The following is a 22,382-nucleotide window of genomic DNA, read 5'->3' as shown; positions in this document are numbered from 1 at the left end:
GACGCATGTCCCTCCTCGCACGTCCCTCTCGCCACGGCTCTCCGTCCGACGTCGTCGGTCGTGCGCCCGGCCGCCCCGGACCGGCGCGGTCCGGCGACCTGCGGTGCGCCGCCGGCATGGTGATCGTCGGCTCGTCGTTCGTCGCCTCCGCCGCCCTCGCCGACTTCCCGGTGCTCGGCGGGCAGGCCGCGCGCTACGCCGTCGCGGCGCTCGTCCTGCTCGCCGTGCTCGCCGCGCGCCGTGTGCCGTGGGTCCTGCCGTCGCCGCGCGCGCTGCTCCGCATCCTCGCGCTCGCCGCGACCGGGCTCGTGGGGTTCAGCGTCCTCGTCGTCGAGAGCGCGGGCCGCGCGGACCCGTCCCTCGTCGGGGCCGTCGTCGGCGCCTCGCCGGTCGTGCTCGCCGCGGCCGCCGCGCTGCGGGCGCGCCGCGTCGCGGTCCGGACCCTCGCGGCGGCGGTCGTGGTGACGGCCGGCGTCGTGGTCGTCGAGGGCGGCGGCTCCGGCGACCCCGTCGGCGTCGCGCTCGCGCTCGGCGCGCTCGCGTGCGAGGTGTGCTTCTCGCTGCTCGCCGTGCCGCTCCTGCCGACGCTCGGTGCGCTGCGCGTCTCCGCGTACGCGTGCGTCCTCGCCGTCCCGCAGCTCGCGCTGCTCGGCCTCGTCCGGCAGCAGGTCACGGGGCAGGCGTTCCTCGTCGTGCCCGACGCGGCCGAGCTCGCCGCGCTCGCGTACCTCGCCGTCGTCGTCACGGCCGTGGCGTTCCTCCTCTGGTACTCCGGGCTCGCCGCGATCGGCCCCGCGCGGGCCGGGCTGTTCGCGGGTCTCCTGCCCGTCACGGCGCTCGGGGCCTCGGTCGCCCTCGGGTTCGAGTCGCCCGACGCCCGCTCCGTCGTCGGGACCCTCGTCGTCGGGGCCGGGCTCGTCCTCGGCCTCGCGGCGACGTCGCGGCGTCCCGACGCGCCGGCGCCCGCACGCCGCGCCGAGGAGCCGGCCCCCGCACCGAGCGCGAGCCTCGCCCCGCAGCGGCTACCGTGACGGTCGTGACCAGCACCGACCCCACCCCCGCAGCCCCCGCCGACGGCCCCCGCCCGCACGCGCTCCCCCGCCAGGTGTCGGAGACGTTCGACCCGGGCGCGTGGCGCGACGTCGCCGGGTTCGAGGGACTGACCGACGTCACCTACCACCGGGGCGTGGAGCGCGACTCCGACGGCGCCGTCGTGCGCGACCTGCCCGTCGTGCGCGTCGCGTTCGACCGGCCCGAGGTGCGCAACGCGTTCCGCCCCCACACCGTGGACGAGCTGTACCGCGTGCTCGACCACGCGCGCATGACGTCCGACGTCGGGACGGTGCTCCTCACGGGCAACGGCCCGTCCCCCAAGGACGGCGGGTGGGCGTTCTGCTCCGGGGGCGACCAGCGGATCCGCGGGCGCTCCGGCTACCAGTACACGACCGCGCCCGACGGCGGCGGCGAGGTGCACACGCGCGACGCCGTCGACCCGGGGCGTGCGGGGCGCCTGCACATCCTCGAGGTGCAGCGGCTGATCCGGACGATGCCCAAGGTCGTGGTCGCGGTCGTCAACGGGTGGGCCGCAGGAGGCGGGCACTCGCTGCACGTCGTCGCCGACCTGTCGATCGCGAGCCGCGAGCACGCGCGGTTCAAGCAGACCGACGCGAACGTCGGGTCGTTCGACGGGGGCTACGGCTCGGCGTACCTGGCGCGGCAGGTGGGGCAGAAGCGGGCGCGGGAGATCTTCTTCCTCGCGCGGGAGTACTCGGCGCAGGACGCGTACGAGTGGGGCGCGGTGAACGAGGTCGCGGACCACGCCGACCTGGAGGCGCTCGCGATCGAGTACGCGCGCGTGATCGCGACGAAGTCGCCGCAGGCGATCCGGATGCTCAAGTTCGCGTTCAACCTCGCGGACGACGGGCTCATGGGCCAGCAGGTCTTCGCGGGCGAGGCTACGCGGCTGGCCTACCTCACGGACGAGGCCGTGGAGGGTCGCGACGCGTTCCTCGAGCGACGCGACCCGGACTGGGGCCGGTTCGGCTACGCGTTCTGACCCGCGGGTCAGGAGCCGCCGACGAAGCTCGTCAGCATCTCGATGAGACCGCGGCCGACGAACGCCGCGGCGACGGCGAGGCCGAACAGGAGCCCGACCGAGATCGCGACGGGCGCGGCCGAGCGGGCGACGCCGGGCTCGTCGTCGCGCGGCGTGCGCGGCGCGTAGGACGGCGGGAGCTGGCCCTCGGTCGGGCGCGGGGCGCCCTCGCCGGGGGTGCCGGGCTGGGACGGGTGGACGGGGTGCGGGACGACGGTTGCCATGACTCCACGGTGCCGCCCGGGACCCCGTCGGCGCGTCGGCCCCGCGGCTCGACCTGGACGTCCACCGGTCCCCCTCGGGGCGGAGCGGTCGTACGCCGTGGGGAGGACCCGGAGCCCGCCGCCGGGCGAGCGGGCCGTCAGGAGATCTCCCAGCTCCCCGACCCGACCGGCACGAGCTCGATCCACGAGGCCCCGGGCTCGAGCTCGACGGGCGCGCCGTCCGCCCCCGTGAGCACGAGCGGGGCGTCGACCGCCTCCTTGGACCAGGACACCGCCACCTGCTTGCCGCCGCTCGCGACGACCCCCTCGCCGGTCCCGACGAGCCTCGTCTCCGGGACGGGCACCCCCGCGGGATCCTTGAACGAGGTGTTCTCCATCGGCGCGGCGAGCAGCACGACGTTCGTGGCCGCGAGCCGCACCTCGTCCGACGACACGGCCGGGGTGTCGCCCTCGCTGCGCACGTACCGGCCCTCGTCGGCGCTCCACTCCCACACGGCGCGGCTCGCGTGCGTGAGCCGGACGTCGAGGCGCGCCGCGGACGCGCCTGCCGCGGTGGCCGTGCCGGACCCCGGCTCCCGGGCGAAGACGAGCTGGGCGGGCGGGGGCGACGTGCGGTCGCCGTCGGCCTGGGCCCAGAACTCCTCCGGGCTGCCGTACACGTTGTGCGGCGCCCGGCGCGCGCGCGTCGTGGTGAACCCGTCGTCGCCCTCGTCCATGACGACCGACTGGGTGCCCGCCGCACCGACGGCGTCGATGAACGGCTGCTGCCCACCGGTGTACGCGAGGATCCCGTGCAGCGGCCCGACGATCGCGGGGTCCATGGGCCGGACCGACCGGACGGGTCCCACGCGCTCGGGGACCTGCGAGTGGTAGACGGCGACGAAGCGCGTGATGCCGCCCTCGACGACCTCCTCCCACACGACGTCGGCCTGCTCGAGGCCCGTCTGCGGACGCGCCTGGGGCGCGTTCTCGATCTTCACCGCGAGCGCCGGCCGGTCGGCAACCTCCTCGGCCGCGACCCCGGTGAGCGGCCACACGAGCGGCACGTCCGGCTCCGGCGGCGTGCCCTTGTCCGCGGACACGTCGGCGTCGACCGTCTCCGTCACCGGCGCGGCGGGCTCGCCGCCGCACCCCGCGAGCAGGACCGTCGCCGCGGCGAGCGCGGCGACCAGCCCCGCCCGGAGCGTGCCGGCCCCTCGTCCCGTCCTCGTCATCCTCGACCTTCCCGTCGGCCCAGGACCGGTCCTGGGGCAGCCCCTGCGACGGACGTGCGTCTCCGGGCCACCCTACGGCCCGGCCTACGCTGATCCGGTGAACCGCGCCGTCGTCCCCGCCGATCTCGACACCCTGGTCGCGGCGGTCGGCGCCGCCCTGGACGGCGAGGGCGCCCCGGTGGCGCCCGTCCCGCTGCTCGACCGTCCCGGGCGCGCCGACGTCCCACCGGGCGCCGCGCTCGTCCTGCGCACGTCGGGCTCGACGGGCGCGCCGCGCGAGGTCGTGCTGTCCGCGACCGCGCTGCGGGCCTCGGGCGCGGCGACGCACGAGCGGCTGGGCGGCCCGGGCCACTGGCTCCTCACGCTCCCCCCGACGCACGTGGCGGGCGTCCAGGTCGTCGCCCGCGCCCACGCGGCCGGGCGAGGCCTCACGGTCGCGCCACCGGACGAGCCCTTCACCCCCGCCGGCTTCGCGGCGCTCGTCGGCCGCACCCCGCCCACGGAGCGCCGGTACGTCTCGCTCGTCCCGACGCAGCTCCACCGCCTCCTCGTCGCGGCCGACGCGGGCTCCGACGGCGGCACGGCGGGCCTCGACGCGCTCTGCGCCCTCGACGCGGTCCTGCTGGGCGGTGCCGCGACGCCTCCCACCCTGCTGCGCCGCGCGCGGGCGGCGGGCGCGCGCGTCGTCACGACCTACGGCATGACGGAGACGAGCGGCGGGTGCGTGTACGACGGCGTCCCGCTCGCGGGCGTGCGCGTGCGGCTCGGCGCGGGCCAGGAGGGGACGGACGCGTCGGGAGGGGCCGCGGGCGTCGTCGAGCTCGCCGGGCCCGTCCTCGCGGACGGCTACCTCGGTGACCCCGGCGCGACCGGGCACGCGTTCCGGACCGACGACGACGGCACGCGCTGGTTCCGCACGAGCGACCTCGGTCGGCTCGACGGGCCTCCGGACGACCCGACGCTCACCGTGCTCGGCCGGGCCGACGACGTCGTGGTCTCGGGCGGCGTCAACGTCGCCCCGGCCGCGGTCGAGGCCCTCGTCGCCGAGGTCGAGGGCGTGGGCGAGGCGTGCGTCGTCGGCGTGCCGCACCCGGAGTGGGGGCAGGAGGTCGTCGCGGTCGTCACGACGGCGGGGCGTCCACCCGCCCCGTGGACCGCCGACGGCGCCCACCCCGACGGCGGCGTAGCGGACGCCCCGACGTCGCTCCTCGCGGCGGTCCGGAACCACGTCGCAGATAGGCTGGAGCGTGCGGCGGCACCGCGTCGCGTGCTCGTCGTCGGGGAGCTCCCGCGCCGCGGGCCCGGCAAGGTGGACCGCGCCGCGGTGGCGCGGCTCGCCGTCGGGCACCTCCAGGTCCCCCCTGGGTGAGCCCGCCCGCGGTCCCACCACCCTGCACGACCCGCACGACCGAGACGGAGCACCATGGCCAGCACCACCGAGTGGGTCGCGGGCGCGCGCCCGCGCACCCTCCCCGCCGCCGCGACGCCCGTCATCGTCGGGTCCGGCGCCGCGGCCCAGGTGGACGGCTTCGCCTTCTGGCCCGCGCTGCTCGCCCTCGGCGTCGCGCTCGCGCTCCAGGTGGGCGTGAACTACGCGAACGACTACTCCGACGGCGTGCGGGGGACCGACCTCGACCGCGTCGGCCCCATGCGGCTCACCGCGACCGGCGCCGCGCGACCCGGTCAGGTGCGCGCCGCGGCGTTCGGCGCGTTCGGCGTCGCCGCCGTGCTCGGGCTCGTGCTCTGCGCGGTGACCGGCCACTGGTGGCTGGTCGCCGTCGGCGCCCTCGCGATCCTCGCGGGCTGGTACTACACGGGCGGGCGCAACCCCTACGGCTACCGGGGTCTCGGCGAGGTCGGGGTGTTCGTGTTCTTCGGGCTCGTGGCCACGCTCGGCACCACGTACACGCAGGCGGGCGTCGTGACGTGGCCGTCGGCCGTCGGCGCAGTCGCGGTGGGCCTGCTCGCGTGCGCGATCCTCATGGTGAACAACATCCGCGACATCCCCACCGACGTCGTCGCGGGCAAGCGGACGCTCGCGGTGCGGCTCGGCGACTTCCGTGCCCGCCGGGCCTACGTCGCGATGATCTGGTTCCCGCTGCTGCTGGCGGTCGTGTGCGCGTTCGCGGCGCCCTGGTCGCTCGCCGTCCTGCTGCTCCTGCTGCCCGCGGTGCTGCTCACGGTCCCGGTGATCGCGGGGGCACGCGGGCCGCTCCTCGTGCCCGTGCTCGCCGGGACCGGGCTGTTCGAGCTCGCGTACGGCGTGCTGCTGGGGGTCGGGCTGGCGCTCTGAGCGCCGTCGGTCCTGCGCCGGGGTGCAGCGGCAGGGCTCAGCGGGCCGACGACGCCCCGGGCTGCTCGGTCGGCGTCGTGTCCGCACCTCTCGAGGCGGCGTCCTCCTGCGCGTCGAGGGCCGCGTCCTCGGCCGCCGCGTCGTCCTCGATCTCGCGCGAGAACCGCTCGCCCGTCCGGGCGCGGTGCTCGGCCCGCTCGGCGAGGTAGCGCGACGCCGCCTCACGGGGCGTGCGCAGCGTCAGGTAGGACAGCATGAGCGCGACGACCGCGGCGACCAGGACGAGCAGCCAGCCCCGGAGGCCGGCGAACCAGAGGACGCCCAGCGCGACCGCGAAGAGGAGCAGACGCAGGACGGAGTAGATCACGACAGGCACGACTCCAGGGTACGGCCCGTAGGCTGGAGCCATGCTTCGCGTGCTGCTCCCCCTCCTCGCCGTCGGCCTCGCGGTCTACGCGCTCGTCGACCTCGCCTCGAGCGACGAGGAGGAGCGCGGCGGCATCCCGAAGGGGCTGTGGATCGTCCTCATCATCCTGCTGCCGTTCCTCGGCCCGGTCGCCTGGATCCTCGTCAAGCGCTCCGCGTCGCGGTCCGGCTCGCGGTACGCGGCCGGTCGGCCGTCGGGCGGTGCGTCGAACGGCGGCACGCGCCGCCGTCGCAACGCCCCCGTCGCGCCCGACGACGACCCCGAGTTCCTCTGGCGGCTCGAGCAGCAGCAGCGCCGCCAGGCGCGGGACGAGGCGCCCTCGCCCGCGACGGACGACGCTCCCCCGACGGCCGGGGGCACGACGGAGGACGACCGCACCGAGGACGACGGCGACGCGCACCGTCCCGGCGCGAGCAACGGGTCCGACGACGGCGACGACACCGCCCGCTGACCGACCCACCGCAGTGAGGTCGAGCGCGGTGTCGGACCGGGTCAGTCGCCCGGGTTGAGGCCCGAGTACGAGTGCTTGCCGTTGAACAGCAGGTTCACGCCCGTGAAGTTGAAGAGCACGCACGCGTAGCCGACGATCACGAAGTACGCCGCCCGGCGGCCGGACCAGCCGCGGGTCGTGCGGGCGTGCAGGTACGCCGCGTACACGATCCAGACGACGAAGCTCCAGACCTCCTTGGGGTCCCAGCCCCAGTAGCGGCCCCAGGCGTGCTCCGCCCAGATCGCGCCGCCGATGATGGTGAACGTCCACAGCACGAACGCGACCGCGTTGAGGCGGAAGCTGAGCGCCTCGAGCTGGAGCGGGCCCGGCGTCGAGTCGAGCCAGCGCCAGCCGCGCGCGCCGAGGAAGGCGTTCCCGGAGTCGCGCGAGTCGCGCAGGAGCTGGAGCACCGACGTGACGAACGCGACGGTGAAGATGCCCGTCGCGATGATCGCGACGCCCACGTGGATGACGAGCCAGTAGGACTGGAGCGCGGGCTGCACGCCGGTCGCGGCGACGAAGAACGCGTTCTGCGCGAGCACGAGGAACAGAACCGCGAGGCCCGTGACGAACGACCCGAGGAAGCGCACGTCCCGCTTGAGCGACACGGCCAGGAACACCGCGAGCGCGACGAACGCGCCGACGAGCGTGAACTCGTACATGTTGGCCCACGGCGTGCGGCCGGCAGCGATCCCGCGCGTGACGATCGCGACGAGCAGCAGCGCCGTCCCGAGCCACGTCAGCGAGATCCCGATGTTGGCGGCCTTGCGCGACGGCTCGGGCGCGGCGACGGGTGCGGCGTCGACGACGTCCGGCGTGCCCGGGCCGTACGGCGAGACGGACGCGCCCGCGCCCGCGAGCACCTCCGCGCCGGGCGCCTTCGCGTCGGCCCGTGCCTCGGCCCGCTCGTCGTCCGCGCGGCCCGCGAGCCGCGCGAGGTCGATCGCGAACGCGACGAGCGCGACGGTCAGGGCAGTCGCAGCGGCCCAGACGAGGTCCTGGCTCAGCTCGGCTACGGTCATCGGTCAGCCTTTCGTGCGCGGTCGCGCGGTCGGGTCCTGTGCGGGACGCGCGGTGGAGCGGGTGCGGTCGGCCGGTGCGCGTCCCGACGACGTGGTGAGGTCACCCTCACCCGATGGTGCCACGCCCGGGAGCGCGGCGAGAAGCGAGTCCACCTCGCCCTGGAGCCCGGCGTCGTCCCCGCGGGCGAGACCCGCGACGGCGACGACGGTGCGCTCGCGCGGGCCGTCGTCCCCGTCACCGGGGACCTCCTCGCGCCACGCGCGCACCCACACGCGGCGGCGCGGGGTGAACAGCGAGACGGCGAGCCCCGTGAGCGCGCCGAGCGCGAACACGAGCACCCACGTGAGCGACGGGTCGTGGCGCAGGTCGAGCGCGACGTAGCGCGGCAGCGAGTCGAACGTGATCGTGCCGAGGCCGTCGGGCAGGTCGACCGTCTCGCCCGGGGCGACGAGCAGCTTCACGCGCTCGCCGTCCGCGTCGACCGACGGCGTGAGGTCGTCCGTGTCGAGGCGGTAGACGTTCTGCGGCAGGCCCTCGTCGAGACCGAGGTCGCCCCGGTAGACCTCGAGCACGAGGAGCGGGTTGATCGGCTGCGGGTACACCGACTCCGCGGTCTCGCCGTCCTCGCTGAGCTGGGCCGTCGGCAGGAAGTACCCGACGAGCCCGATCTGGTCGAGGCCGGACGACACGTCGGGCACCTTGATGACGCCGCGCGAGGTGTACATCGTGTCCTCGGGCAGGAACGGCACGCGGCCCGAGAACGCCACCTCGCCGTCGGCGTCGTGCACCGTGACCTCGGGCGCGAACCCGTTGCCCTGGAGGTAGATCTTGGCGCCGCCGGCGGTGAGCGGGTGGTTGACCTTGATGGTCTCCTCGTGGGACTCGCCGTCGGGGTCGCGCACGGTGACCGTCGCCGTGAAGTCGCGCGATTGCGCGAACGCGACCGCGTCCTGGGCGAACTCCGACTCGAACGCGTCGAGCGTCATCGAGAACGGCACGAGCGACGACGGCCGGAACCACGCGCCGTTCTCGAACGTGTCGTAGTCGACGACCGCGTTGGCGAACCCGCGGCCCTCGGTGACGATCGCCTGGCCGCGGTAGTGCAGGAGCTGGCCCGTCGCGACGGCGACGAGGAGACCGACGAGCGACAGGTGGAACAGCAGGTTGCCCGTCTCGCGCACGTAGCCCCGCTCGGCGGACACCGTGCGCGCGGCGGGTCGCGCCGCGGCGCGACCGCGCGCGGGGGCGGCCTCCTCGGCGCCCGTGTCGACGCGGAACGTCGGCAGCCGGCGCAGGCGGCCGCGCAGGTGGCTGCTCGCCGCCGCGACGACCTCGTCCGGCGAGGCGTCGGTGACGGCGCGCGCCTGCGCGGGGAAGCGGTCGAAGCGCCGCGGCGTGCGCGGGGGCCGCGTGCGCAGCGCCTGCCAGTGCGCCTTCGTGCGCGGCAGGATGCAGCCGACGAGCGAGACGAACAGCAGGATGTAGATCGCGGAGAACCACACCGAGGCGTAGACGTCGAAGAAGCCGAGCCGGTCGAGCCACTCCCCCGTCGTCGGGTTCTCCTGCAGGTACCGCAGCACGGCCGCCGGGTCCTGGGGGCGCTGCGGCAGGACGGAGCCGGGCACCGCTGCGACCGCGAGCAGCATGAGGAGCATGAGCGCGACGCGCATGCTCGTGAGCTGCCGCCACGTCCAGCGCAGCGTGCCGCGCCACCCGAGCCTCGGGAGCGCCGGGCCGCCGTCGCCTCCCGCGCCGCCCCCGCCACCCGACGGCGTCCGGTCACCCGGGCCGTCGCCCGCGGAGAACGCGTCGTCGATGCCCTCGGGGCGGTAGCCCGTCGGCGTCGGACGCTCTTCTGATCTCTCGGCCTGGCCGGTCCGCTCGGTCATCTCACACCACCGTCACGTAGCCGTCGATCCAGCCCTGCATGGTCGTCGTCCACGTCGTCCACAGGCCCGTGACCAGCGCGAGGCCGATGAGCACGAGCAGCCCGCCGCCGATCCGCATGATCGCGAGGCGGTGCCGGCGCAGGAAGCCGAGCATGCGCTGCGAGCTCTGGAGCCCGAGCGCGATGAGCAGGAACGGCACGCCGAGACCGAGGCAGTAGGCGACCCCGAGGACCGCGCCACGGCCCGCCGAGGCCTCGTTCAGCGACAGCGACTGCACGGCGACGAGCGTCGGACCGAGGCACGGCGTCCAGCCGAGCCCGAACACGATGCCGAGCAGCGGCGCTCCCCACAGCCCCGCCTGAGGGCTCAGGTGCAGGCGCCGCTCGCGCTGGAGGAACGGGACCGCCCCCATGAAGGCGAGCCCCATGAGGATGACGACCACGCCCAGGACGCGCGTGATGACGTCCTCCCACCGGACCAGGTGCACGCCGATCGCGCCGGCGGCGACCATCAGCGCGACGAACACGAGCGTGAAGCCGGCGACGAAGAGCCCGACGCCCGCGAGGACGCGGCCGCGGCTCGGCGCCGCGACCCGCGTGGCCGTCGTCGTCCCTCCGGACGCGCCACGCCCGCTCCCGGCGTTCGCCGCGGCCATGCCCGAGACGTACCCGACGTAGCCGGGCACGAGCGGCAGCACGCACGGCGAGGCGAAGGAGACGAGCCCCGCCAGGATCGCCACCGGGACCGCCAGCAGCATCGACCCGCTCCAGACCGTCGCGGCGAACGTGTCGCCGACGCTCGTCGCGGCGGCGGGGAGCGCGGTGGCCGGGACGGTGGCGGCGAGGGACGCGAGGGTGACCACGGTCAGCCGGCCGCCTCGTCCTCGGCGAGCACGTCGTCGACGAGCGCGTTCAGGGTCGAGCCCTCGGCGAGCCCGATGACGCGTGCCGCGACGCGGCCCTCGCGGTCGAGCACGACCGTCGACGGGACCGCCTGGAGCGGCACCGTGCCGGAGAGCGCCGCGACGACCTCCCCGCTGCGGTCGTCGATCGACGGGTACGGCACCTCGAACCGGCGCTGGAACGCCTGCGCGGCCCCGGCCTCGTCCGTCGTGTTGATGCCGAGCACCTGCACGCCGTCGTCGGCGCGGTCGTTCGCGAGGGCCACGAGGTCGGGCGCCTCGGCGCGGCACGGCGCGCACGCGGCGTACCAGGTGTTGAGCACGACGACGTCGCCCAGCCAGGCGCTCGTGTCGACCGGCTCGCCCTCGTAGTCGGTGCCGGTGAGCGCGACGACGTCGCCCCGCTCGCCCGCGTCCCAGGTGCGGACCGAGCCGTCGCCGGAGACGTAGCCCTGCCCCACGACGTCCGTCGTCGCGCCGGAGTCCTGGGCGCACGCCGCGAGGCCGAGCGTCGCGGCGAGCACGACGCCCGCGGTCAGCACGCGGCGGACGGGCGGGAGGGCGCGCGCGGCACGCGCGCGCGAGCTGGCGGTCACAGCGGCATCACGGGAGGCACCCTGCCCGGGGTTCCTGGACGCCACCTGGGAGACGTGACCTCCGCCACTCCCGAACGGGACGGTTCGGGCGTCCGGACGGCGACGACTGCGCGAGACATGACCGACGTCACGCCCCCGCGACGGTCGCGGCGCCCGGGAGGAGGTCGGCGACCGGCTCGGAGTAGTGCAGGCCGACGAGGCGGTCGTCCTCGAAGTGCAGCGACGTGAGCGACGCGAGCGAGCACTGCCGCTTGCGCGGGTCGTGCCACAGGCGGCGGTTCTCGAAGCTCAGGCGCGTGAGCCACACGGGGAGCTGGTGGCTCACGAGGAGCGCCTCGTGGCCCGCGGCCTTGTCCCGGGCGTCGGCGACCGCGGCGCGCATGCGCGCGACCTGCTCGGTGTACGGCTCGCCCCAGGACGGCCGGAACGGGTTCCACAGGAAGCGCCAGTGCTGCGGGTGGCGCAGCGACCCGTCCCCGACGCCGAAGGTCATGCCCTCGAAGTGGTTCGCGGCCTCGATGAGCCGGTCGTCGGTGCCGAGCTCGAGCCCGAACGCCTCGGCGGCGGGCGTGGCCGTCTCCTGGGCGCGCTGGAGCGGCGACGCGACGACGACGGCGAGGTCCGCGCGGGGGCGGGACGCGCCGTCGGGCCCGGGCTCGCCCGCGAGGTGCGCGGCGACGCGGCGGGCCATCTCGTGGCCTCGCTCGGAGAGGTGGTAGCCGGGGATGCGGCCGTAGAGGACGCCGTCGGGGTTGTGGACCTCGCCGTGGCGCAGGAGGTGGACGATGGTGGAGACCATGCGCACCAGTGTCCCGCACTCCCGGCCCTGACCGGCACCCGCGGGCCGGCGGCTCCCGGAGCGACCCGGGTCAGGAGTCGCGGTCGGCCTTGCACGCCTCGGCGACGGCCGCCATCGCCTCGCCGAGCGCCCGGAACTGCTCCGGCGTGAGCACGTCGACCATGAACCGGCGCACGGCGGCCACGTGGGCCGGAGCCGACGCCACGAGGACGCGGTAGCCCTCGGTCGTCATCTCGCAGTTGACCCCGCGGCGGTCGCCCGTGCTCGCCGAGCGCCGGACCAGGCCGCGTGCCTCCATGCGCGCCACGGTGTGGGTCACGCGGCTGCGGGACCGGGCGAGCCCGTCGGCGAGGGCGGACATCCGCAGCGTGTGGTCCGGGCTCTCCGAGAGCCGCACCAGCAGCTCGTACTCGTTGAGCGACACGTCCGACCGCTCCTCGTGGTCGCGCCCCAGCGACTCGATGAAGCGCACGGTCCCGTCGAGGTAGGCGCGCCACAGGCGCTGCTGCTCGGCGTCGAGCCAGCGCGGCTCCTCGCTCGCGGCCGCGGTGGTCCCGCGGGCGGTCGTCGTCAGCTGGTGGTCGACGTCGTTGCTGGTCATGGGTCCTCGGGCGCTGGCGGACGGGGGCGGGTTCAGGGGTGGAACCTCGCCGAACATTGTTCCACCTCACCGGGAATAGACGGATCACCCCCTGCTGTTGATACGCTCGTGCGAAGTTGAACCTTCAACCAAGTTCGGTCCCCCGGGACCCTCGACCCCTTCAGGAGCACCCATGGCCACGCCGCTGCCCGCCGGGCTCAACGCCGGTACCTACGCCCTCGACTCGTCCCACTCGCAGGCGGCCTTCACGGTCCGCCACGCCGGCATCTCCAAGGTGCGCGGCACGCTCGCCATCACGGCCGGCACCATCACCGTGGGCGACGACCTCGAGTCGACCTCCGTGACCGCCGAGCTCGACGCCGCGTCCGTGAGCACGGGCGACGCGAACCGCGACAACCACCTGCGCAGCGCGGACTTCTGGGACGCCGAGAACAAGCCGACGTGGACCTTCGCGTCGACCAGCATCTCCGGCGACGGCGACGACTTCGTCGTGGCGGGCGACCTGACCATCAACGGCGTGACCAAGCCGGTCGAGCTCGAGACCGAGTTCGCGGGCACCGCGACCGACCCGTTCGGCAACGCGCGCGCCGGGTTCGAGGCGACCACGGAGATCTCCCGCAAGGAGTTCGGCCTCACCTGGAACGCCGCGCTCGAGACCGGCGGCGTGCTCGTGGGCGACAAGATCAAGATCGCCCTCGACGTCTCGGCCATCAAGCAGGCCTGACGACCGGCTCCCGGGACACTCTTCCCCGGTACCGTTCCCCGAAACACTGCACCCCCGGCAGGGGTGCCGCCCCGAGGGGCCGCGTGCGCGAGCACGCGGCCCCTCGTCGTTCAGCGGTCCTGCGCCTCGGCGAGCGCGCGCGCCTGGGAGTGGAACGCGAGGATCTGCAGCTCGCTGCCGACGTCCACGCCGCGCACGTCGACGTCCGCGGGCACCTGCAGCGCACGCGGCGCGAAGTTGAGGATCTCCCGCACGCCCGCCGCCACGACCCGGTCCGCGACGGACTGCGCGTGCGCCGCCGGCGTCGCGAGGACCACGATCGACACCTTCTCCCGCGCCACGACCTCCTCCAGCGCGTCGACGTGCTCGACGACGAGGCCCGCCGCCCGCGTGCCCACGACCTCCGGCGACGCGTCGAGGAGCGCCGCGACGTGGAAGCCCCGCTGCTCGTACCCCGAGTAGTTCGCGAGCGCGTGCCCCAGGTTGCCGATCCCGACGATCGCGATGCGGTGCTCGTCCACGAGCCCCAGCGCCTCGGTGATGTACTGCGCGAGCGAGTCCACGTCGTAGCCCACGCCGCGCGTGCCGAACGAGCCCAGGAACGACAGGTCCTTGCGGAGCTGCGCCGGACCGACGCCGGAGAGCTCGGCGAGCTCGACCGACGACGTCGTCGCGACGCCCCGCGCCACCAGGTCGCGCAGCGCCCGCAGGTAGGACGGGAGCCGCGCCACCGTCGCGCTCGGGATACCCGGCGCCGTCACCTCACCGACTACCTGCTCAGCCACCCGTCACCCCGTCGTCCTGGGACCGTCCTCGTCGACGGTCGCGCTCCACCGGGAGGAATCATCCCAGGTCCGCGCGCGCCGTCGAAATCCGACCCACCGCGCGGGCGAGCCGGCGGGCGTCCACGCGCCAGAACCCCTGCTGCACGCCGCCGACCGTCACGACCGGGACGTACTCGCCGTACTGCTCGCGCAGCGCCGGGTCCGCGTCCGGCGCGTCCACGTCCACCTCCGCCCACGCGACGCCCGCCTCGGCGCACACCGCCGCGACGACGGCGCGCGCGTCGTCGCACAGGTGGCACCCCGCTCGGCCGTAGAGGAGGACGGGAGGGGCCGGCGCGTCGGAGGTGCTCACGCCTCCCAGGGTACGAGGACGCGGCCCCGGGCCGAGCGCGGGACCGCCTAGAGTGGGGACATGGCGACGTCTTCCGGTCCGGGCCCCGTCCCGACCCCCGGGTCGACCGCCTCCGAGGCCGCGCCCGACGCCGGCCGCACACCCCCCGCACCCGCGCACCGCACCGCCGCGTTCTTCGACGTGGACAACACGATCATCCGCGGCGCGTCGTCGTTCCACCTCGCCCGCGCGCTCTACCAGCGGGAGTTCTTCTCGACGCTCGACATCGTGCGCTTCGCCGTGCACCAGGCGCGCTACCTCCTGTTCGGCGAGAACAAGCAGCAGATCGACCGCATCCGGTCCCGCGCGCTCGCCCTCATCGCGGGTCGCTCCGTCGCCGAGGTCACCGCGATCGGCGAGGAGGTCTACGACACCGTCCTCTCGCTGCGCATCTACCCCGGTACGCGCCGCCTGCTCGACGAGCACCTCGCCGCCGGTCACCAGGTGTGGCTCGTCTCCGCGACCCCCGTCGAGATCGGCGAGCTCATCGCGCGCCGCCTCGGCACGACCGGCGCCCTCGGCACCGTCGCCGAGCACGAGGACGGCTTCTACACCGGCCGCCTCGTGGGCGACATGATGCACGGCCGCGCCAAGGCCGCCGGGGTGCGCGCCCTGGCCGAGCGCGAGGACATCGACCTCGACGCGTCCTACGCCTACGGCGACTCGCTCAACGACGTGACGATGATGGAGGCCGTGGGGCACCCGTGCCCCATCAACCCCGACGCGCGGCTGCGCCGGCACGCGCAGGACGTCGGCTGGCCCATCCGCGAGTTCCGCGGCCGACGCCGTCGCGTCGCCCGCAGCAGCGTCCGCACCGCGAGCTGGGCCGGCGCCGCCTGGGCCGCCGCCCTCGTCCTGCGCTCCGTCCGCCGCGCCGTCGACCGCCGCATCTCGCGCCTCTGACCACCCCGCTCCCCCGAGCCGGCGCCCTCGCCCCCGCCCCCGCGAGAGAGAACCCTGGTCCCGCGAGGTAGAGGCCTGGTAGGCCAGGGCTCCACCTCGCGTGATCGTCCGAGACGCGTCGAGCCCGGTCCCTCGGGAGGGGCCGGGCTCGACGGCGGGTCGGCGCGTCAGGACGCGCGCGACGTCACTTCTTGTTGCGACGCTGGTGACGCGTCTTGCGAAGCAGCTTGCGGTGCTTCTTCTTGGCCATGCGCTTGCGGCGCTTCTTGATGACGGAGCCCATACGGTCCTCGCAATGCTCGAGCGGCGTGTCGGTCGGCGACCGGTCGACCGGCCGCGTGTGGTCCACGGTTGATCGGGGCGCCCGGCGACCACGAGGGCGCCGCGAGCCGACCAACACGAGAGAAATCCGCCCCCTAGACTACCCGCTCGCGCTCGTGCCCCGGTACGCCGCCCGGCGCGCGGACCTGCACGACGCCCCGGGCATCCCGGGGGACGACCGCCTCAGTCGAAGTGCGGGTCGAGGCCGAGCAGCGGGAAGACGGCGCGGCGCGTGGCCGCGACGGCGCGGTCGACGTCGTCGTCGGGGTCGTAGCCGCTGCTCCAGCGGCGCACGTCGACGGGCGGGCCGAAGGCGAGCGGGGCGTCGAACCCGGCGACCTCGGCGACGCGGGCGCGCCACTCCTCGGGCAGCGGCTCGCCCGCCGTCACCGGCCGGTGCACGACCTCCCCCACGACCGCCGTCCACACGAGCGGCACGACGCGCGCGATCGCGTACCCGCCGCCGCCGAGCGCGAGCCAGCGTCCGCCGGTGAGCTCGTGCGCGAGGTCGTGCACCTGGGCGAGCGCCGTGCGCTGGGCGTCGACGGAGACGTCGAGGTCGGAGAGCGGGTCCTCGCCGTGCGCGTCGCACCCGTGCTGGGTGACGAGGACCTCGGGCCGGAACGCCCGCAGCACCGGCGGCACGACGGCGTCGACGGCGCGCAGCCAGCGCGCGCCGTCCGTGCGGCGGGGCAGCCCGACGTTGACCGCCGTGCCCTCGGCGCCCGCGCCCCCGACGTCGGTCGGGTGCCCGGTACCGGGAAAGAGCGTCGTGCCGCTCTGGTGGACGGACACGGTGAGGACGCGCGGGTCGTCCCAGAACGCCTCCTCCACGCCGTCGCCGTGGTGGGCGTCGAGGTCGACGTACGCGACGCGCGCGACGCCGTCGTCCAGGAGGCGCCGGATCGCGACGGCCGCGTCGTTGTAGACGCAGAAGCCCGACGCCGCGCCCGCCTTCGCGTGGTGCATGCCCCCCGCGACGTTCACCGCGTGCCCGACGCGCCCCGCGGCGATCTCCCCCGCCGCCTCGTAGGAGCCCGCGACGATCCGGGCCGCGGCCTCGTGCATCCCCGGGAAGACCGGGTCGTCCTCGGTGCCGAGACCGCGGGCCGGGTCGGGGGTCCCGTGCTCCGACGCCGCGCGCACGGCCGCGACGTACGCCGGCTCGTGCACGAGGCCGAGGACGTCGTCGCTCGCGGGCTCCGGCCCGACGACGCGAGGCGCACCCTGAGGCGCACCGTCGCCGTCGAGCAGGCCCAGCGCGCGCACCAGGCCCATCGTCAGGTCGAGCCGGGCCGGGGACATGGGGTGCCCGGGACCGAAGTCGTACCCGAGGAGCTCGGGGCTCCACACGACGCAGGATCCGGGCGCCGCGGCGCTCCCCCGGGCGAGGGCGGGCGACGACGGGGGGTCGGTCGTGGGCATGGCTCACGGTAACGCCCGGCGCCGCGCCCCCGCCCCGACGGACCGGTCACCGGACCGCGGTGCGGCGCACGGAGGCCGGACGCGGCATGATGTCCCGGCGCCGGAGCGGCGACATGACGGGTCACCAGGCCCGTGGCAGAGTGACGCGAGTGGTGAGGGAGGCTCCATGCCGACGAGCATGACCGGGCGCCTGTTCAAGGGGCGGGAGATCGTCGACCGCCTCGCCCGGCAGTCGCCCGCACGCCTCGCCGTCACCGTGTTCGCCGCCGTCATCGCGGTCTTCACCGCGCTCCTCATGGCCCCCTGGGCGACCGCGAGCGGTCGCGCTGCCCCGTTCGTCGACGCCCTCTTCACCGCGACGTCCGCGGTGTGCGTCACGGGTCTGGTCGTCGTCCCGACGGGCACGTACTGGTCGACGTACGGGCAGGTCGTCATCCTGCTCGGCATCAAGATCGGCGGCCTCGGCGTCATGACGCTCGCGTCGATCCTCGGCATGGCCGTGTCGCGGCGCATCGGCCTCACGCAGAAGCTCCTCACCGCGTCCGAGACGAAGACGACGCGGCTCGGCGAGGTCGGCTCGCTCGTGCGGGTCGTCGTGATCACCTCGACGTCGCTCGAGCTCCTCATCGCGCTGCTCCTGCTGCCCCGGTTCATCGTGCTCGAGGAGACGTTCGGCGAGGCCGCGTGGCACGGCATCTTCTACGGCATCTCGGCCTTCAACAACGCCGGGTTCATCCCGACCGAGCAGGGCCTCGCGCCGTACGTCGGCGACTGGATGCTGTGCCTGCCGATCATCCTCGGCGTGTTCATCGGCTCCCTCGGCTTCCCCGTGATCCTCAACGTCATGCGCAACCGCAAGCGCGTGTCGAAGTGGAGCCTGCACACCAAGCTCACGCTCACGACGAGCGCGGCCCTCGTCGTGGTCGGCACGGTCCTGTTCGCGGCCGTCGAGTGGACGAACCAACGCACGCTCGGCCCGCTCGCGTTCGGGGAGAAGCTCCTCGCCTCGCTGTTCGCGGGCGTCATGCCCCGCTCGGGCGGCTTCTCCACCGTCGACACCGGCGGAATGCACGAGGCGAGCTGGCTCATCACCGACGCCCTCATGTTCGTGGGCGGCGGCTCCGCGTCGACCGCGGGCGGCATCAAGGTCACGACGCTCGCCGTCATGCTCATCGCGATCGTGTCCGAGGCGCGCGGCGACCGGGACATGGAGGCCTTCGGGCGCCGCATCCCCCGCGACACCCTGCGGCTCGCCGTCGCCGTGTCCTTCGTCGGTGCGACCGCGGTCCTGCTGGCGAGCCTGCTCCTGCTGGAGATCACGGGCGAGACGCTCGACGTCATCCTCTTCGAGACGATCTCCGCGTTCGCGACGGTCGGCCTCAGCACCGGCATCACGCCCAGCCTCCCGGATGCGGGCAAGTACGTGCTCGTCGGGCTCATGTTCGTCGGGCGCACCGGCACCATGACGTTCGCCGCCGCGCTCGCGCTGCGCGACCGTCGCCGCATCGTGCGCTACCCCGAGGAGCGCCCCATCATCGGGTGAGCGGACCGCCCGCCGCGGCGTACGCCGTCGGGCACCGCCACCGACCCACCCCGACCACACGAGAGGCCCCACCGTGACCGACCCCTTCTCCCGCGGCGCCGACCCGAGCGCCGGGCCGACGACCGGGAAGGACGCCCTGCCGGCGGACCCCGTCGCCCGGCGCATCGTCGAGCGCGGGCGCGCCGAGCGCTCCCGCCGCGACGAGGCGAAGGCGCCGCGCAAGGACGCCGGCGTGCTCGTCATCGGTCTCGGACGCTTCGGGACGGCCATCGCGGCCACGCTCGACCGCCTCGGCCAGGACGTGCTCGCCGTCGAGCGCGACCCCGAGCTCGTCGCCCAGTGGAGCGGGCAGCTCCCCCTCGTCGAGGCCGACGCGTCCAACCCCGTCGCCCTCGAGCAGCTCGGCGCGCGCGACTTCCCCGTCGCGGTCGTCGGCGTGGGCACGTCGCTCGAGGCGAGCGTGCTCATCACGGGCAACCTCGTCGACATGGGCACGCCCCAGATCTGGGCCAAGGCGATCTCCGCCGAGCACGGGCGCATCCTCCAGCGCATCGGCGCGCACCACGTCGTGTTCCCCGAGGCCGACGCCGGGTCCCGCGTCGCGCACCTGGTCTCCGGCAAGCTGCTCGACTACATCGAGGTCGAGGACGGCTTCACGATCGTCAAGATGCGCCCGCCCAAGGAGGTCCAGGGCTTCACGCTCGCGCAGTCCAAGGTCCGCGAGCGCTACGGCGTCACGGTCATCGGCGTGAAGTCTCCCGGCGAGGACTTCCTCTACGCGACCCCCGAGACCCGCATCAGCGCCAACGACCTCCTCATCGTCTCCGGCCACGCCGACCTCCTGGAGCGCTTCGCCGCCCGCCCCTGAGCCCCCGCGGCGCCGGGTCGGGCCGGGCTGCGGCCGCGCGGTCGCGTCCGCGCCAGGTCAGGGCTGCGGGCGGTGCAGGAGGAACACCCCGCGGTGGAGGGGACGGTCGAGGCGCTGGTCGTCGGTCGCGACGTACTCGTCGAGGACGGCGAGGATGCGCCGGTCGAGCTCGGCGACGTCGTCGTCGGAGAGGTGGAGGCCGAAGGTCGCGGCCGTCGAGACGGCGTCGGGACCCGCGGCGAGGGCGTCGTCGAGCGCGGCGGCGAAGGGTCCGAACCGGACGTCGGGCGCCGTGCCGCGCAGGGGGTCGTCGAGCCACCAGGTCGCACCGGTCGCGCGGTAGGGGCGTTCGAGCGCTCCCCCGGCGCCGGTGCGCACGTCGGCGGGCTCGAGCAGGCCGGCGCGGACGAGGAGCCGGACGTGGTGGAGGGCCGTGCCGGGGGCGACCCCGAGGTGGTCGGCGAGCTCCTTGTTGGTCATCTCGCGCGTGCCGCACTGCCGGACGATGCGCTGGCGCAGGGGGTGGGCGAGCGCCTTGGCCTCGAGCGCCGTGGGCGGACGCCGTCCGGGCACGGCGGGCGGCGTCGCACGCGTCGTCGCTGCTGGCTCCTGCGGCGTGGGCTCGGCGCTCATGGCACCCATCGTACGTCGATCGATCGAGATCCACCGATCGATTGGGATTTCTCGATCACTGTGCCATGCTGACGCCATGGCCCTCGCACCCCGCCGACGACGGACGGTCGGCACGCCCCTGGGCGGGCCGTTCCGGCGCCTCTGGACCGCGTCGACGGTCTCCAACCTCGCCGACGGCGTGCTCAAGGTCGCGCTACCGCTCGTCGCGGTCCGCTACACCGACTCGCCCGCTCTGGTCGCCGGGCTGACGTTCGCGCTCACGCTGCCCTGGCTCCTCTTCGCGCTCCCCGCCGGCGCGCTCGCCGACCGGCTCGACCGGCGCCACGCGATGATCGGCGCCAACGTGGCGCGCGCGCTGCTCGTCGTCGCGCTCGCCGCCGTCGCGCTCGTGCCCGACGCCGGCAGCATCGCCGTGCTCTACGTCGTCGCGTTCGGCGTGGGCGTCACGGAGACGCTCTACGACACCGCCGCGCAGTCGATCCTGCCGCAGGTCGTCCCGCGCACCGCGCTCCCCCGGGCGAACGGGCGCCTGTACGCGGCGGAGCTCACCGCGAACCAGTTCGTCGGGCCGCCGCTGGGCGGGCTGCTCGTCGCGGCGGGCGCGGCGGTGGCGTTCGGCCTCCCGGGCGCGCTGTGGGCGATCGCCGTCGGGCTGCTCGTCGGTCTGCCCGGCTCCTACCGCCCCGAGCGCACGACCCGCACGACGCTGCGGGCCGACATCGCCGAGGGCCTGCGCTTCCTGTGGCACGACCGGATCCTGCGCACGCTCGCCCTGATGGTCGGTGGCATCAACTTCGCGAGCAACGCCGCGTTCGCGATCTTCGTGCTCTACGCCGTCGGCCCCGACTCGCCCCTGGGGCTGTCCGAGCCCGCGTACGGCGTGCTGCTCACGACGACCGCCGTCGGCGCGTTCGCCGGGTCCTTCGTCGCGGAGCGCGTCGTCGCGCTCGTCGGCCGGGCGCGCTCCCTGGCGCTGACCGTGCTCAGCACCGTCGCGCTCGTGGGCGTCCCCGCGGTGACGACGGACGCGTGGGTCATCGGCGCCGTCTACGCCGTCGGCGGGGCGGGGATCGCCGTGTGGAACGTCGTCACCGTCTCGCTCCGGCAGCGGATCACGCCCGACGCGCTCCTCGGTCGCCTCAACTCGTGCTACCGGCTCGTGGCATGGGGGACGATGCCGCTGGGGGCGGCGGTCGGCGGCGCGCTCGGCGAGCTCTTCGGGCTGCGGAGCGTGTTCGTGGTCATGGCGGCGGTGTCGGCCGCGACGCTGCTGGGCATGCTCGTCGTCGACGACCGCGCGATGGACGCCGCGGAACGCGCCGCCGACGAGCGCGACGACCTCGGGCGCCGGGAGGACGAGCAGGCGGCGGACGTGGCCGCCGAGGAGTGAGCCTCGCCGCGGTCAGGCGGCGGACCGGCCCCGGTACGCCCGACGGCGCAGCGCGGCACCGGCCGCGACGGCCAGCCCCGCGAGCACGGCGGCCCCGACGAGCCCCGTGCCGGTCGTGGCGAGGCCGCCCGGGCGCGGGGAGGCGGACGTCCCGCCGCCGGTCGTGACGCCCGTGCCCGTGGACGGCGTGCCGCCGGGCTCCTGGGGCTCGCCCGGCGCGGCGAAGACGACGAACGGCTCGGACAGGACGTCGGCACCGCCACCGGGTGCGGAGAGGCGGATGTGGTGCTCGCCCGGTGCCGTCCCGGCGGGGATCGTCGTCACGAGCTCGAAGGCACCGTCGGCGTCGGTCGTGACCGTGCCGAGGAGCACGGGCTCGGTCTCGAGCCAGACCTCGTAGGTGGTGTGCGGCGCGAGGCCGGTGCCGCGCACCACGAGCTCGCCGCCGACGACGAACGGGCCCTCGCCCACGACGACGACGCGGGGCGCCGCGGGGACCTCCCGCTCGGTGATCTCGACGCTCACGCGCACGCCCTCGGCCGGGTCGGGGACGGCCGTGGTGAGCGCGGCGGCCGAGGCGGCGCCGGCGGGGACGACGAGGGAGCCGGCGATCACGAGGGCGGCGAGCAGCCTGCGGGTGGTCGTCACTGCGATGAACCTCTTCGTCCGGCCCGGGGCGGGCGCCGCTGGGTCCCCCCGAACCCGGCTGGACGAGCGTCCAGCCGCGATCATCTTGCCATCTTGGACGCCTGAACTGAACATCTGTCCAGGTTGTTCACCCGCTCGCCGCCGGCAGCACGAAGCTCGGCAGCACGAAGCTCGGCAGCACGAAGCTCGGCAGCACGAA

At 75.2% G+C, this 22,382-nt stretch carries 25 protein-coding genes; 10 read left to right on the top strand and 15 right to left on the bottom strand.

Annotated features, from left to right (window positions below):
- Positions 1-5 precede the first annotated feature (5 nt).
- Together ACTJIY_RS07715 and ACTJIY_RS07710 are read left to right on the top strand one after the other, a co-directional pair.
- Positions 6-1,031 (top strand): EamA family transporter, encoded by a 1,026-nt coding sequence (locus tag ACTJIY_RS07715; RefSeq protein WP_440674736.1) that lies wholly within the window; start codon positions 6-8, stop codon positions 1,029-1,031.
- Between the two features lie 5 nt (positions 1,032-1,036).
- Entirely contained in the window at positions 1,037-2,056 is a 1,020-nt protein-coding gene (locus ACTJIY_RS07710; protein ID WP_440674735.1) for a 1,4-dihydroxy-2-naphthoyl-CoA synthase, read from the top strand.
- An 8-nt stretch (positions 2,057-2,064) separates the two neighbouring features.
- On the opposite strand, the gene ACTJIY_RS07705 is transcribed toward ACTJIY_RS07710, so the two are convergent.
- Both ACTJIY_RS07705 and ACTJIY_RS07700 read right to left on the bottom strand, forming a co-directional pair.
- Positions 2,065-2,319: a hypothetical protein gene (locus ACTJIY_RS07705; protein ID WP_353707751.1), complete on the bottom strand. Its 255-nt coding sequence runs from the start codon at positions 2,317-2,319 to the stop codon at positions 2,065-2,067.
- Positions 2,320-2,456: 137 nt separating this feature from the next.
- Positions 2,457-3,533 carry a DUF3048 domain-containing protein gene (locus tag ACTJIY_RS07700; protein ID WP_440674734.1) on the bottom strand — a complete coding sequence of 359 codons (1,077 nt, stop codon included), beginning with the start codon at positions 3,531-3,533 and terminating at the stop codon, positions 2,457-2,459.
- A 97-nt stretch (positions 3,534-3,630) separates the two neighbouring features.
- On the opposite strand from ACTJIY_RS07700, the gene ACTJIY_RS07695 reads away from it, so the two are divergent.
- Complete coding sequence (locus tag ACTJIY_RS07695; RefSeq protein WP_440674733.1) at positions 3,631-4,902, top strand: AMP-binding protein; 1,272 nt, start codon at positions 3,631-3,633, stop codon at positions 4,900-4,902.
- 54 nt (positions 4,903-4,956) lie between these two features.
- Positions 4,957-5,826, top strand: a complete 870-nt coding sequence (locus tag ACTJIY_RS07690; protein ID WP_353707748.1) for a 1,4-dihydroxy-2-naphthoate polyprenyltransferase — start codon at positions 4,957-4,959, stop codon at positions 5,824-5,826.
- A gap of 37 nt (positions 5,827-5,863) precedes the next feature.
- Here ACTJIY_RS07690 and ACTJIY_RS07685 read toward each other — a convergent pair whose 3' ends face one another.
- A complete protein-coding gene (locus tag ACTJIY_RS07685; protein ID WP_253055055.1) occupies positions 5,864-6,202 on the bottom strand; it encodes a DUF4229 domain-containing protein in 339 nt (112 codons plus the stop codon).
- Positions 6,203-6,233: 31 nt separating this feature from the next.
- Between ACTJIY_RS07685 and ACTJIY_RS07680 the strand changes: the two genes are divergently transcribed.
- The gene (locus ACTJIY_RS07680) at positions 6,234-6,704 is read left to right on the top strand and encodes a PLD nuclease N-terminal domain-containing protein (RefSeq protein ID WP_440674732.1); all 471 of its coding nucleotides are present in this window, start codon (positions 6,234-6,236) and stop codon (positions 6,702-6,704) included.
- Positions 6,705-6,745: 41 nt separating this feature from the next.
- On the opposite strand, the gene ccsB is transcribed toward ACTJIY_RS07680, so the two are convergent.
- The 6 genes from ccsB to ACTJIY_RS07650 all read right to left on the bottom strand — a co-directional run bounded on the left by ccsB (position 6,746) and on the right by ACTJIY_RS07650 (position 12,552).
- Entirely contained in the window at positions 6,746-7,765 is a 1,020-nt protein-coding gene (ccsB, locus tag ACTJIY_RS07675) for a c-type cytochrome biogenesis protein CcsB (RefSeq protein ID WP_440674731.1), read from the bottom strand.
- Between the two features lie 3 nt (positions 7,766-7,768).
- Positions 7,769-9,655 (bottom strand): cytochrome c biogenesis protein ResB, encoded by a 1,887-nt coding sequence (gene resB / locus ACTJIY_RS07670; protein ID WP_440674729.1) that lies wholly within the window; start codon positions 9,653-9,655, stop codon positions 7,769-7,771.
- A gap of 1 nt (position 9,656) precedes the next feature.
- Entirely contained in the window at positions 9,657-10,412 is a 756-nt protein-coding gene (locus ACTJIY_RS07665; protein ID WP_253055132.1) for a cytochrome c biogenesis CcdA family protein, read from the bottom strand.
- 107 nt (positions 10,413-10,519) lie between these two features.
- Positions 10,520-11,152 carry a TlpA family protein disulfide reductase gene (locus ACTJIY_RS07660; RefSeq protein WP_253055051.1) on the bottom strand — a complete coding sequence of 211 codons (633 nt, stop codon included), beginning with the start codon at positions 11,150-11,152 and terminating at the stop codon, positions 10,520-10,522.
- A 127-nt stretch (positions 11,153-11,279) separates the two neighbouring features.
- Positions 11,280-11,951, bottom strand: a complete 672-nt coding sequence (locus ACTJIY_RS07655; protein ID WP_253055050.1) for a histidine phosphatase family protein — start codon at positions 11,949-11,951, stop codon at positions 11,280-11,282.
- 70 nt (positions 11,952-12,021) lie between these two features.
- Positions 12,022-12,552: a MarR family winged helix-turn-helix transcriptional regulator gene (locus tag ACTJIY_RS07650; protein WP_440674728.1), complete on the bottom strand. Its 531-nt coding sequence runs from the start codon at positions 12,550-12,552 to the stop codon at positions 12,022-12,024.
- Positions 12,553-12,724: 172 nt separating this feature from the next.
- Between ACTJIY_RS07650 and ACTJIY_RS07645 the strand changes: the two genes are divergently transcribed.
- The gene (locus tag ACTJIY_RS07645) at positions 12,725-13,276 is read left to right on the top strand and encodes a YceI family protein (RefSeq protein ID WP_253055048.1); all 552 of its coding nucleotides are present in this window, start codon (positions 12,725-12,727) and stop codon (positions 13,274-13,276) included.
- 110 nt (positions 13,277-13,386) lie between these two features.
- Here the strand turns inward: ACTJIY_RS07645 and ACTJIY_RS07640 are convergent, their stop codons facing one another.
- Together ACTJIY_RS07640 and ACTJIY_RS07635 are read right to left on the bottom strand one after the other, a co-directional pair.
- Positions 13,387-14,061, bottom strand: coding sequence for a redox-sensing transcriptional repressor Rex (locus ACTJIY_RS07640; protein WP_253055047.1), 675 nt, complete (start codon positions 14,059-14,061; stop codon positions 13,387-13,389).
- A 58-nt stretch (positions 14,062-14,119) separates the two neighbouring features.
- Positions 14,120-14,413, bottom strand: a complete 294-nt coding sequence (locus tag ACTJIY_RS07635) for a glutaredoxin family protein (RefSeq protein ID WP_353707742.1) — start codon at positions 14,411-14,413, stop codon at positions 14,120-14,122.
- A 60-nt stretch (positions 14,414-14,473) separates the two neighbouring features.
- Between ACTJIY_RS07635 and ACTJIY_RS07630 the strand changes: the two genes are divergently transcribed.
- Positions 14,474-15,355, top strand: coding sequence for an HAD family hydrolase (locus ACTJIY_RS07630; protein WP_253055045.1), 882 nt, complete (start codon positions 14,474-14,476; stop codon positions 15,353-15,355).
- A gap of 184 nt (positions 15,356-15,539) precedes the next feature.
- Here the strand turns inward: ACTJIY_RS07630 and ACTJIY_RS07625 are convergent, their stop codons facing one another.
- On the bottom strand, positions 15,540-15,638 hold the full coding sequence (locus ACTJIY_RS07625; protein WP_003792170.1) for a 30S ribosomal protein bS22: 99 nt from the start codon (positions 15,636-15,638) through the stop codon (positions 15,540-15,542).
- A 221-nt stretch (positions 15,639-15,859) separates the two neighbouring features.
- Positions 15,860-17,101, bottom strand: a complete 1,242-nt coding sequence (locus ACTJIY_RS07620) for an acetoin utilization protein AcuC (protein WP_440674727.1) — start codon at positions 17,099-17,101, stop codon at positions 15,860-15,862.
- Positions 17,102-17,267: 166 nt separating this feature from the next.
- Here ACTJIY_RS07620 and ACTJIY_RS07615 point away from each other — a divergent pair, with 166 nt between their 5' ends.
- Together ACTJIY_RS07615 and ACTJIY_RS07610 are read left to right on the top strand one after the other, a co-directional pair.
- On the top strand, positions 17,268-18,644 hold the full coding sequence (locus ACTJIY_RS07615) for a TrkH family potassium uptake protein (RefSeq protein ID WP_253055043.1): 1,377 nt from the start codon (positions 17,268-17,270) through the stop codon (positions 18,642-18,644).
- A 163-nt stretch (positions 18,645-18,807) separates the two neighbouring features.
- Complete coding sequence (locus tag ACTJIY_RS07610) at positions 18,808-19,512, top strand: potassium channel family protein (RefSeq protein WP_253055131.1); 705 nt, start codon at positions 18,808-18,810, stop codon at positions 19,510-19,512.
- A 57-nt stretch (positions 19,513-19,569) separates the two neighbouring features.
- Here the strand turns inward: ACTJIY_RS07610 and ACTJIY_RS07605 are convergent, their stop codons facing one another.
- Entirely contained in the window at positions 19,570-20,145 is a 576-nt protein-coding gene (locus ACTJIY_RS07605; RefSeq protein WP_253055042.1) for an ArsR/SmtB family transcription factor, read from the bottom strand.
- A gap of 76 nt (positions 20,146-20,221) precedes the next feature.
- On the opposite strand from ACTJIY_RS07605, the gene ACTJIY_RS07600 reads away from it, so the two are divergent.
- A complete protein-coding gene (locus ACTJIY_RS07600; protein ID WP_440674726.1) occupies positions 20,222-21,535 on the top strand; it encodes an MFS transporter in 1,314 nt (437 codons plus the stop codon).
- A gap of 12 nt (positions 21,536-21,547) precedes the next feature.
- On the opposite strand, the gene ACTJIY_RS07595 is transcribed toward ACTJIY_RS07600, so the two are convergent.
- On the bottom strand, positions 21,548-22,183 hold the full coding sequence (locus ACTJIY_RS07595; RefSeq protein ID WP_440674725.1) for a hypothetical protein: 636 nt from the start codon (positions 22,181-22,183) through the stop codon (positions 21,548-21,550).
- Positions 22,184-22,382 lie beyond the last annotated feature (199 nt).

The sequence above is a fragment of the Cellulosimicrobium sp. 22598 genome, from assembly GCF_052044445.1.
GTDB classification, from domain to species: domain Bacteria; phylum Actinomycetota; class Actinomycetes; order Actinomycetales; family Cellulomonadaceae; genus Cellulosimicrobium; species Cellulosimicrobium cellulans_G.
Note: the sequence above shows the minus strand (reverse complement) of the source record. Positions and strands in the feature narration are given on the sequence as shown.